At 70.7% G+C, this 10,902-nt stretch carries 10 protein-coding genes; 4 read left to right on the forward strand and 6 right to left on the reverse strand.

Going from position 1 to position 10,902, the window contains the following annotated elements:
- Nucleotides 1-1,130: FGGY family carbohydrate kinase (locus E7Z54_RS14580; protein ID WP_136434877.1), on the reverse strand; the 1,130-nt coding region annotated here is incomplete at its 3' end.
- Nucleotides 1,131-1,243: 113 nt separating this feature from the next.
- Between E7Z54_RS14580 and E7Z54_RS14585 the strand changes: the two genes are divergently transcribed.
- On the forward strand, nucleotides 1,244-1,711 hold the full coding sequence (locus E7Z54_RS14585) for a DUF5709 domain-containing protein (RefSeq protein ID WP_136434879.1): 468 nt from the start codon (nucleotides 1,244-1,246) through the stop codon (nucleotides 1,709-1,711).
- A gap of 33 nt (nucleotides 1,712-1,744) precedes the next feature.
- On the opposite strand, the gene E7Z54_RS14590 is transcribed toward E7Z54_RS14585, so the two are convergent.
- Nucleotides 1,745-2,968 carry an endonuclease/exonuclease/phosphatase family protein gene (locus tag E7Z54_RS14590; protein ID WP_136434881.1) on the reverse strand — a complete coding sequence of 408 codons (1,224 nt, stop codon included), beginning with the start codon at nucleotides 2,966-2,968 and terminating at the stop codon, nucleotides 1,745-1,747.
- A gap of 166 nt (nucleotides 2,969-3,134) precedes the next feature.
- On the opposite strand from E7Z54_RS14590, the gene E7Z54_RS23310 reads away from it, so the two are divergent.
- Complete coding sequence (locus E7Z54_RS23310) at nucleotides 3,135-3,278, forward strand: GPGG-motif small membrane protein (protein WP_168798336.1); 144 nt, start codon at nucleotides 3,135-3,137, stop codon at nucleotides 3,276-3,278.
- 90 nt (nucleotides 3,279-3,368) lie between these two features.
- Here E7Z54_RS23310 and guaA read toward each other — a convergent pair whose 3' ends face one another.
- The 4 genes from guaA to E7Z54_RS14610 form a co-directional block, all read right to left on the reverse strand.
- On the reverse strand, nucleotides 3,369-4,958 hold the full coding sequence (guaA, locus tag E7Z54_RS14595; protein ID WP_136434883.1) for a glutamine-hydrolyzing GMP synthase: 1,590 nt from the start codon (nucleotides 4,956-4,958) through the stop codon (nucleotides 3,369-3,371).
- Nucleotides 4,959-5,076: 118 nt separating this feature from the next.
- The gene (locus E7Z54_RS14600) at nucleotides 5,077-6,147 is read right to left on the reverse strand and encodes a hypothetical protein (protein WP_240769693.1); all 1,071 of its coding nucleotides are present in this window, start codon (nucleotides 6,145-6,147) and stop codon (nucleotides 5,077-5,079) included.
- Between the two features lie 353 nt (nucleotides 6,148-6,500).
- Entirely contained in the window at nucleotides 6,501-8,225 is a 1,725-nt protein-coding gene (locus E7Z54_RS14605) for a GMC family oxidoreductase (protein WP_136434884.1), read from the reverse strand.
- Nucleotides 8,222-9,850 carry a succinic semialdehyde dehydrogenase gene (locus E7Z54_RS14610; protein ID WP_136434886.1) on the reverse strand — a complete coding sequence of 543 codons (1,629 nt, stop codon included), beginning with the start codon at nucleotides 9,848-9,850 and terminating at the stop codon, nucleotides 8,222-8,224. Before E7Z54_RS14610 ends, E7Z54_RS14605 begins: the two co-directional genes overlap by 4 nt.
- Nucleotides 9,851-10,064: 214 nt before the next feature.
- On the opposite strand from E7Z54_RS14610, the gene E7Z54_RS14615 reads away from it, so the two are divergent.
- Both E7Z54_RS14615 and E7Z54_RS14620 read left to right on the forward strand, forming a co-directional pair.
- Nucleotides 10,065-10,430 carry a cupin domain-containing protein gene (locus tag E7Z54_RS14615; protein ID WP_136434888.1) on the forward strand — a complete coding sequence of 122 codons (366 nt, stop codon included), beginning with the start codon at nucleotides 10,065-10,067 and terminating at the stop codon, nucleotides 10,428-10,430.
- Between the two features lie 55 nt (nucleotides 10,431-10,485).
- A partial coding sequence (locus E7Z54_RS14620; RefSeq protein ID WP_168798337.1) for an AfsR/SARP family transcriptional regulator occupies nucleotides 10,486-10,902 on the forward strand: 417 nt, incomplete at its 3' end.

Consider the following 10,902-nt stretch of genomic DNA (forward strand, 5'->3'; position numbering starts at 1 on the left):
AGGATCCGCCGCGGCTCGGTGCCGGTGGCCGCGACGAGCGCGTCGACGGCGTCGGCGAGCGAGCAGAGCAGCGCCTCGAAGGCGGCGCGGGCGAGGTCCGCACGCGAGGTGGACGGGGTGAGCCCGTGCCAGGTGCCGACGGCGTCCGGCCGGTTCGGCGTTCGCTCGCCGCTGTAATAGGGCAGCAGGGTCAGCCCGCCGGCGCCGGGAGTCGACTCCAGCGCGAGTCGCGCCAGCTCCTCGTGGTCGACACCGAGCCAGCGCGCCTGGAGGTCGAGGATGCCGGCGGCGTTCATCGTGGTGACCATCGGGAGGAAGCCGCCGGTCGCGTCGGCGAAGCCGGTCACCGTGCCGGTGCCGTCGGCCACCGGCTGCCTGCTGATCGACGACGCGACGCCCGAGGTGCCGATCGAGACCAGCACGTCGTCCGCGGTGAGGTCCAGGCCGAGGGCGGCGCCCATGTTGTCACCGGTGCCCGCCGCCAGCGCCGCTCCCCCGGCGGTCTCCCCGGCCACCCCACCCGCTGCGAGCACCTCCGGGAGCTCCACGTCGTGGCCGATCGCGGCCGCCGCGAGATCGGGGCGCCACACACCGTCGCGGGTGGCGAAGTAGCCCGTGCCGGAGGCGTCCCCGCGGTCGGTGAAGGGGCGGGTACCGGGCGCGGCTGCGTGCAGCGAGACGTAGTCGTGGGGCAGCAGGACCCGGGCCACGCGGGCCGCCCGGTCAGGCTCGTTGTCCCGGACCCAGCGCAGCTTGGTCGCGGTGAAGGACGCGACCAGGACGCTCCCGAGCGCGTCCGCGCAGGCCTGTGGACCGCCCAGCTCGGCGATCAGCTGCTCGGCCTGGGCCGCGGACCGGGTGTCGTTCCACAGCAATGCGTCCCGGACGGGCGCATCCTCGACGTCGAGAGCCACCAGCCCGTGCTGCTGGCCGGCCACCGCGACCGCGTCCGCACGGTCCAGGAGTCCGGCGGTGGCGGCGTCGTACGCCGCTCGCCAGGCGCGGGGATCGACCTCGGTGCCCGGCGGATGGGGCGCGGACCGCTGCGCGACGACGGTGCCGTCGTCGGCATCGACGAGGACGGCCTTGGTGGACTGCGTGGAGGAGTCCACGCCGAGGACGAGCGGCACCCCTCATATTTAGTACGAGTCTTGAACTAAGTCAATGCCTCGGCCGGTGTTGGGCTCGCGCCGGTTCGGGGTACCGCGCGTAGCGTGGACGTCAACCGAGCCAGGAGGTTCGCATGACCAACAACGACCCAGAGCTCTACGAGGGCTACAGCGTCGACGACGAGGGCCAGCTCCAGTCGCAGGACACCCTCGACGGCGACGACGTCGAGGACCAGCTGGACCGCGGGTACTCGCCGCCGGAGAAGTACTCCGCCGGCCAGGGGTACGGCAACACTCCGTGGGAGCAGTCCCACGACCGCCCGATGGCGGACCGGCTGGCCGAGGAGGACCCAGAGCCCGACCCGACCGAGGAGGACGAGCGCCGGGCGAGCGCGGACGACGGGCTCTCGCACGAGTCCGACACCCTCGGCAGTGAGGTTGGCGACGCCCGCGCAGGCCGGCTGGTCGACACCGACGGCGGACTCGCGGAGGACACCGAGAAGGACCTGATCGCGCGGGACGTCGGGATCGATGGCGCCGCCGCGAGCGCCGAGGAGGCCGCGATGCACGTCATCGACGAGGACGAGGAGCAGCCGGAGTAACGCCCCCTCCTGCTCGGACCGGGTCCGAGCGCGTCAGCGCAGGTCGACCCACACCAGCCGGTGGTCGGACGTCGGGAACGGGTAGGTCCCCGTGAGCCGGTAGAGCGGGTCGGCGGTCGTCGGCCAGAAGACGCCGGAGTCGATCACCTTGAGGCGACGCGACGGCAGCACGTAGTCGACCCGGAGGTTGCCCGGCGCCCCGTCCGCGAAGTCCGCCGTGTCGTACGCCGGGTCGCCCTCGTGGGTCGCGTTCGCACGACCCTGCAGGGCAGCGGCCTCGGGCCCGCCCTCAGAGGTGGGTGCGTCAGCCTCGTTGACGAGCGGGTGGTCGAGGAGCTGCAGGATCGCGGCGTCCACGGAGTCCCCGTCGTGCGGGTCGGCGTTCTGGTCCCCGGCGATCACGAAGCTGGAGCCGGGGCGGAGCCCGCCGTACCGACCCTGGTCGTCGTAGATGTAGGAGCTCCGAGCGGGCCCGGCGACGTAGTCGGCCCAGAAGCGGATCTCGTCGTGGTTGCGCCTGCCGTTGCGATCCTCGACCCCGTCGAAGGTCGGCGGCGTCGGATGCGAGGTCAGGAAGTGGACGGTGCGGCGGCCGACCTGGATCGGCAGGTCCCAGTGGGACTTCGAGGAGAGCCGGAAGACGGCCTGCTCGGCCGGGGAGTACCAGTCGGCCGGAGCGGTCGTGGTCGGGTCGTCCGGCAGCATCGCTCCCGGCATGTCCGTCCAGAGGAACTCCCGGAAGGTACGGGCGTTGGCCACGTCGATGGGGTACTTGGAGTACACGACCATGCCGTACTGCCCCGGGAAGAGGCCGAACCCGTAGGCGTCGTCGCCGCCGCCGACCCGGCCGTCGTTGTTGAGGTCGTGTCCGCTCGGCACGCCGGTGTTCGAAGGAGCGATGAACGCGTAGGGATACTCCGCGGGATCGGCACCGTTCTGCCCGATCTCGAGATAGTTGTCGCGGAACAGGTCGACGGCTGCCGGCGCGTAGTCGAACTCGTTGATCAGTACGACGTCGGGATCCACGCGCTGGATCGTCTCCGCCACGTTGCGGGCCTGCGGGTCGTCGCGAGTCGAGAGATCGGCCACGAGCTCACCCTCCACCGACCGGTTCAGCGACGCGTTGAACGTGGCGAAGCGGACCTGTTCCTTCGCCGTGCCGGGCGCGGCGATCGCCGGCCCCGGTCCGGGCGCGGCCACTGCTGACAGCGCGGCGACGGTGGCGGCGGACACGACGATGGCGATGGTGCGACGCATGAGTACCTCCCGAAACGTGCGGACTAGCCGACCCTAGGCCGGGATCGCCGCTCCGGCCAGCGCTCGTGGGCGAACGGGGCGTGAACGCGGCGGGGTCTGACCTGAGGGCACCCGGGTACCTCAGGGTTGGTTGGGCTGAAGAGGCCCACTACGACAGGAGGAAGCCGTGGAACTCATCTTGTGGATACTCGCCGTACTACTGGTGGTGTCCGGCATCGTCAGCCTGTTCCGGGGAGAGGTCCTGTGGGGGGTCGTGCTGATCGTCGTCGGCCTGCTCGTCGGGCCGGGCGGTGTCAGTCTCTTCACCTAAAGACGAGCATGAAATCTCGGTGCCCCTGCGCGACCCTCTGGGAACGCGCGGGGGCACCGGCATTCTGCCGACCGAGGTCTGACGAGGGGCTCACTCCCACTCGATCGTGCCCGGCGGCTTCGAGGTGATGTCGACGGTGACCCGGTTGACCTCACGCACCTCGTTGGTGATCCGGGTCGAGATCTTCTCCAGCACCTCGTAGGGGAGCCGCGCCCAGTCCGCGGTCATCGCGTCCTCGGAGGTGACGGGTCGCAGCACGATGGGGTGGCCGTAGGTGCGGCCGTCGCCCTGGACGCCGACCGAGCGCACATCCGCGAGCAGCACCACCGGGAACTGCCAGATGTCGCGGTCCAGGCCCGACCTGGTGAGCTCCTCACGGGCGATGGCGTCGGCCTCGCGCAGGATGTCGAGCCGCTCCCGAGTGACCTCGCCGATGATCCGGATGCCGAGGCCGGGGCCCGGGAACGGGTGGCGCCACACGATCTCCGGCGGCAGGCCGAGCTGCTCGCCGACCAGCCGCACCTCGTCCTTGAACAGGGCGCGCAGCGGCTCGACCAGCTCGAACTCGAGATCCTCGGGCAGGCCGCCGACGTTGTGGTGGGACTTGATGTTGGCCGCGCCCTCACCCCCACCGGACTCGACGACGTCCGGGTAGAGGGTGCCCTGGACCAGGAACTTCACCTTCGAGCCCTCGGGCGCGCTCTTGATGATGTCGACCTCGGCGGCCTCGAAGGTCCGGATGAACTCACGGCCGATGATCTTGCGCTTGGTCTCCGGATCGGTCACGCCGGCGAGGGCGTCGAGGAACTGCTTCTCGGCGTCGACCACCACCAGCTGGGCGCCGGTCGAGGCGACGAAGTCCCGCTCGATCTGCTCGGTCTCGCCCTTGCGCATCAGCCCGTGGTCGACGTACACGCAGGTCAGTCGGTCACCGATCGCCTTCTGCACGATCGCCGCGGCGACCGCGGAGTCCACGCCTCCGGAAAGGGCGCAGATGGCACGGGCGTCGGGCCCGACCTGCTCACGGATCCGCTCGATCTGCTCCTCGGCGATGTTGCCGATGGTCCAGGTCTGGCGGCAGCCCGCGATGTCCCAGAGGAAGTGCTCGAGGACCTTCTGACCGTGCTCGGAGTGCAGCACCTCCGGGTGCCACTGCACGCCGGCGAGTCCTCGGTCGACGTCCTCGAAGGCGGCGACGGGGGTGGACTCGGTCGACGCCAGCACGTCGAAGCCCTCGGGCGCACCGGTGACCGAGTCGCCGTGCGACATCCATACGTTGTGCTCGAGCGGGATGCCGCCGAGCAGGGTCCCCGGGTGGCCCACGTGGACGCGGGTCCGGCCGTACTCCCGCGCTCCGGTCGCCGACACCGTGCCGCCGAGGCCCTGCGCCATCAGCTGGAAGCCGTAGCACATGCCGAAGACGGCCGTACCGGTCCGGAAGATGGCGGGGTCGACCGCCGGGGCGCCGGCCTCGTAGACCGACGACGGCCCGCCGGACAGGATGATCGCCCGCGGGTTCCTGGCGACCATCTCCTCGACCGGCATCGTGTGCGGGACGACCTCGGAGTACACCCTGGCCTCGCGCACGCGCCGGGCGATCAGCTGTGCGTACTGGGCGCCGAAGTCGACCACCAGGACCAGGTCGTGCTCGTGCTGGCTGGGGTCCGCAGGCACCGTCATGCCGGGAATCCTATCGGCGCGGCGGCCGCTCCCCGAACCCGCGGCGCCGAGCGGACGCACCTGACGTTCCTGTCGTCCAAAGCCCCGTTCGACAGCAGAACCGTCAGGTGCGTCGCGGTCAGCCCGCCCGGCGACGGAGCCAGACGGACCGCTCTCGCTCGGTGAGCGCTCGGCGGCGTGCGACGGTCGAGGTGTCCACCCACCACGCCGGCTGCTCGATCGTCCAGGCACGCGGTCCGCGTCGTTCTCGGGCCCGCTGGTAGGCACCGCGGAGACGCCCCAGGAACCGATGAGTCTCCCGGCGGTCGCCGGCCATCATCGTGACGACCTCGATGCCGAGTCGCCGGGTCAGCTCATCCCGGTCCAGGTCACGACGCCGCCGCCCGTCCTCGAGGTGTACGACGCCGTCGTACTCCCCGGCGACACCCGCCTCCACGTCGAGGAGATCGGGGGTGAAGAGGTGTCGCCCTGTCAGGTCGAAGACCGGGCGATTGCACAGCAGCGGGCGCGGGACGCCCTCGAGGGTCCAGATGATCCGCATCGCCGTCTCCTGCGGCGACCACACGTTCTCGTCCGCCAGTCCGACGGCGTGCCGCAGCTGCTTCATGCCGGGCCGCCCCCTGAGCCGCTCGGCGTAGGCGCCCAGGCTCCCGAGGTCCACGAGGTCGTCGCAGGCAGCCATGTCGATGACCTGCACCGCACGGATCAGGTCCCGGGCGCGCCGCGCCTCGTAGGTGACCGATCGCTCGGGGATCGTGACGCGGAGCCCGTCGATCCGGGTTACGTCGTCCTTGAACAGCCAGTCCTCGGAGAGCACCGCCCCCTGCCTCGGCCTGACGGCCCGCTCGTCGCCGAGCGCGACCGGTACGTCGAGCCAGGTCCGCCCGTCTGAGGCGAGCCCGTTGAACCAGCGCCCGCCGACCCACCGCAACGCTGCCCATCCCGTGGCGGCCGATCCGGACATGCCCGCCATGACCTCCACCGTCCGTTGCTCGGGCACCGCCGCATCGGCGCCCGCCGGCACGTACCAGCCAGGCCCCACGCGCCGCCAGCGCGGCCCGCGAGCCTGTCCGGGGGTCGGCCCGAGCGACCCGCTGGGGTCGATCCGCACCGGTGCAACCACGCCGGGTCGGTTGATGGACGCCTCGAACATGTGACCGAGGATGCGTCGTACGGCCGGGATCGGCATCTCGATCTCCACAGGTGCGGGCGCCTCGCCCCGACGTACCTGACGAATTTGCTGTCCAACCGGTCGCGGCACGACAGGAACGTCAGGTGCGTCGGGTGCGCGGGCCACCCGGTACGACGACCACCCGGAAAAGGCACCAGGGCCCGGCCGGGGAGGGAGGGTGGCCGGGCCCTGGTTGTCCACGCAGCTGCTGGACAGTGCCTGGACTGAGCCCGGACTTCGGGAGGGAGCGTGAATACCCGGGCTCGGAGGATCAACGAGACCGGGCCGGCGGGGTTACGGCGGGGCGACACACCTTCACGAAGTAGTTCACGAGGAGGCGTCGGAGCCGGTCCGGACCGCCTCCGGACGGCTCAGCTGACTCCGACGATCGGCAGCCGGAGGGCCGCCGGCGCGTCCGCTGGTACGACGGGCGCCTTCGGCGCCACCGGCTGGATCCGCTCGTACCTGGACCCGAGCCTGGGGCGCGGGTCCTCCTCGCCCTTGTTGGGCCAGTACGCCATCGCACGCTCGGCCTGGGCGGTGATCGTCAGCGACGGGTTGACGCCGAGGTTCGCGGAGATGGCCGAGCCGTCGACGACGTGGAGGCCGGGGTAGTTGTAGACCCGCTGGTAGGGGTCCAGCACACCGGACTCGGGGCTGTCGCCGATGGTGCAACCGCCGATGAAGTGGGCGGTCAGCGGCATGTTGAACGGTTCCCCGATGTTGCCGGTCGGGGTGCCCCCGATCGCCTTGGCCATCTTGCGGACCGCCTCGTTGGCGGCGGGGATCCAGGTCGGGTTGGGCTCGCCGTCGCCCTGTCGCGACGACATGATCCACTTCCCGGCGATCCTCTTGGGGAAGGTGATGATGGAGTTGTCGACGGTCTGCATCACCAGCACGATGACGTAGCGCTCCGACCAGTGCTTGAAGTCGTAGATCAGACGGAGCGAGGACCGCTGCCGCCACATCTCCTTCAGCCACGCCTTCCAGCGGGTGTCCGGCCCGTCGCCGTCGGTGAGGACGGTGAGCAGCAGGGACATCGCGTTGTGCCCCTTCCCGTAGCGCACGGGCTCGATGTGGGTGACCTCGTCGGGGTGCCACGAGGAGGTGATCGCGACGCCCTGGGTGTAGTCGGTCTTGTCGGTCAGCGGCGCCAGCGCACCGAGGATCGACTCGGAGTTGGTGCGGGTGAGATGGCCGAGCCGGTCGGAGAGCTCGGGCAGCTCGCCCTCGGCCTTGAGCCTGTGCAGCAGCTTCTGGGTGCCGAGGGCAGCGGCGGAGAAGATGACCTGCTCGGCGGTGAAGGTCTTCGTCGCGGACCGGCGGGACAGCTTCGCCTTGGTCCACCGTGCCTTCACCTCATAGCCCCCGCCCGGGAGCGGTCGTACGTTCGTGACGGTGGTGAGCGGGTGCACGACCGCGCCCTGCTGCTCGGCGAGGTACAGGTAGTTCTTGACCAGCGTGTTCTTCGCGTTGTGCCGGCACCCGGTCATGCACTCGCCACAGTTGAGACAGGTGTTGCGGCTGGGGCCGGCCCCCCCGAAGTAGGGGTCGTCGACCTCGGTGCCCGGCGGCTGCTCGGGACCGCCGAAGAAGACGCCCACGGGAGTCGGGTGGAAGGTCTCCCCCACACCCATCTCGTCGGCGACCTGCTTCATGACCTTGTCGGCCGGCGTGATCTGGGCGTACTCGACCACGCCGAGCATCCGCTTGGCCTGGTCGTAGTAGGGGGCGAGCTCGGACTTCCAGTCGGTGATGTGCGACCAGGCCGGGTCCCTGTAGAAGGCCTCGAGCGGCTCGTAGAGCGTGTTCGCGTAGACCAAGGAGCCGCCGCCCACGCCGGCGCCCGCCACGATCATGCAGTCCCTCACCGCGTCGATCCGCTGGATGCCGTACATCCCGGCGTCGGGCATGAAGAGGTACTTGCGCAGGTTCCAGTTGCTCTCTGCGAAGTCGTCGTCGTTGAATCGGGCGCCCGCCTCGAGCACACCGACCCGGTAGCCCTTCTCGGTCAGTCGCAGGGCGCTGACGGACCCGCCGAAGCCGGACCCGATGATCAGGACGTCGTAGTCGAACTCGGTGGTCGGGGTGGTCATGCACGCCCCAGCTTGTCCATCAACCGCAGGGACATGGTCATCGCCTTGGCGTAGGTCTCCTCCGACATGCCCAGCGTCGGGGCGAGCCGCATCAGCCGCTGCGTGGCGACCGACTGGGTCTCGGTGTAGCGATGGATCCCCTCGCTGCCCTGGCGCCGACCCATGCCGGACTCGCGCATGCCGCCCATCGGCGCGTCGATGCTGGCGAACGTGGCACCGAACGCCTCGTTGACGTTCACGGTGCCGCACTTGATCTGGCGAGCGATCACGCGACCCCGCTCGCCGTCCCTGGTGTAGATCGCCGCGTTCAGGCCGTACTCCCCGTCGTTGGCACGCGCGATCGCGTCGGCCTCGTCGTGGAACCGGTAGAGCGAGATCACCGGACCGAAGGTCTCGTTGCCGAAGCAGGTCATCTCCGGGGTCACGCCCTCGAGGATCGTCGGCTCGAAGAAGTACGGCGCCAGGTCGGGCCGTGCGTGCCCGCCGGCCAGGACGCGGGCCCCTCTGGCCACCGCGTCGTCGACGTGGGCCTGGACGGTCTCGAGCTGGTCGGCGGAGATCAAGGTGCCCATGTCGGCCTCCCACGACAGGGTCGCGCCGAGCGTCATCGCCTTCGTCCGGGCGACGAAACGCTCCACGAACCGGTCGTAGACCTGGTCGGCCACGAACATCCGCTCGGTCGAGACGCAGAGCTGGCCGGCGTTGGAGAAGCACGCGCGCACGGCGCCCTCGGCGGCCCGCTCGACGTCGGCGTCGCGGAGCACGAGGATCGGGTTCTTGCCGCCGAGCTCGAGCGAGCAGCCGATCAACCGCTCGGCCGCCTGCTTCGCGATGAGCTTGCCGGTCGCGGTCGAGCCGGTGAAGCAGATGTAGTCGGCGCGCTCGATCATGGGCGTACCGATCTCGCGTCCGGGGCCGGCGACGACCTGCCACAGGTCACGCGGGAAGCCGGCCTCCTCGAGGAGCCTGGCGCCGAGCAGGGCGGAGAGCATGGTCTGCGCGTCGGGCTTGGCGACGACCGCGTTGCCGGCGAGCAGCGCCGGGAGGCCGTCGCACAGCGCCATCGTGAAGGGGTAGTTCCACGGCGAGATGATCCCGACGACCCCCTTGGGCACCCGGTTGACCTCGACCCGCGTCAGCACCGGTATGACGCCGGGCCGGCGTTCGCTGGCGAGGTGCCGATGCGCGGTGCGGGCGTAGTAGCGCGCAGTGAGCGCGATGTGGATGGGCTCGTCGAAGGCGTGCTTGCGCGCCTTGCCGGACTCGAGCTGGATCAGGTCGATGATCTCGTCCTGCCGGTCGAGCACGATGTCGTGCAGGCGGTGCAGGATCTGCGCCCGCTCCTCGAGCGGCACCCGGGCCCACGCCGCCTGCGCCACGCGAGCGCGGCGGAACGCCTCGGCCACGTCCTCGACGCTGGACTGGGGGATGTTCGCCAGCGGGGCGCCGTCGATCGGCGAGTTGACCTGCGTCGTCGTACCTGTCGTGGCCAGCACCCGGTCGGTCAGCCGGGCGACGAGCTCGGGCTCCAGCGCGTACGACGCGCGGGGGTCGTGCTCGGGGTCGTGGGGGCCTGCCACGGCAGGGTTGCCGGGGGCGCCGGGGCCGGAGATCGCTTCGCTCATGTGACGAGACTAGGTGAGCGTCGTCACCGTGACTACCGATCGGTAACGGATGTGCTGCTTTACACATCACTATTTGGTGTCAAGGGCTCGCTCGGGCCGAGAACAGGGCGGCGGCAGCGCACCACGGGCGTCTGCAAGGGCGCTGCAAGGTCCGTGGCACACGCTCGTCGCAGAGCGCGACGACCAGCGTCGCACCGAGGCCTATGGGGGCCCGATGACCACCGCACAGCGCACCGAGCAGAAGAACTTCGCCACGCCCGACGAGACCCGAACCTTCGAGAACGGCGTGGTCGACCTGGTCGGGATCGGCGGGGCGCAGATCGGCAGGCTCACCCTCCAGCCCGGCTGGCGCTGGTCCGAGCACGTCAAGCCGATCGCCGGCACCGAGCTGTGCGAGGCACCCCACTTCCAGTACCACGTCAGCGGCAGGCTCGTGATCCGGATGGCCGACGGGACCGAGATCGAGGCCGGACCCGGTGACGTCACCTCTCTGCCCGAGGGCCACGACGCCTGGGTGATCGGGGACGAGCCGGTGGTGGTCGTCGACTGGTGGGGAGCATCGAACTACGCCAAGGGCTGACCGAGACTCCCCATGACCCCGCCCACCAGGTGGGTCCGGGCGTACAGTGACGCGGGTGAGCGCACTCGCCGTGCGTGTGCTCGGGGAACTCACCGTGGACGGCACCGACCTGACCAGCCTGGACCGCAAGGCACGCGCCCTGCTCCTGTTGCTGGCACTCGCCCGCGGGCGGCCGGTCAGCACCGACGCGCTCGCCGATGCACTCTGGGGTGACGGGCCGCCGGCGCGTCCGTCGGACCAGGTCGCGGTGCTGGCGAGTCGGCTGCGCCGCGTGCTGGGTCGGGAACACATCCCGCGCAGCGACGCGGGCTACCGGCTCCGGGCCGACTGGCTCGACTTGGCCGAGCTCGAGGCGATGGTGAACGAGATCGAAGATCGTCCGGGTGCGGCCGAGGCGCGGGTGCTGGCCGGCGCCGCGCTCGCCCTCATCCGCGGACCGATCGCCGAGGTTCGGGGCACCGCGACCTGGGCG

Source organism: Nocardioides sp. (genome assembly GCF_004803405.1).
Lineage (GTDB): Bacteria > Actinomycetota > Actinomycetes > Propionibacteriales > Nocardioidaceae > Nocardioides > Nocardioides vastitatis.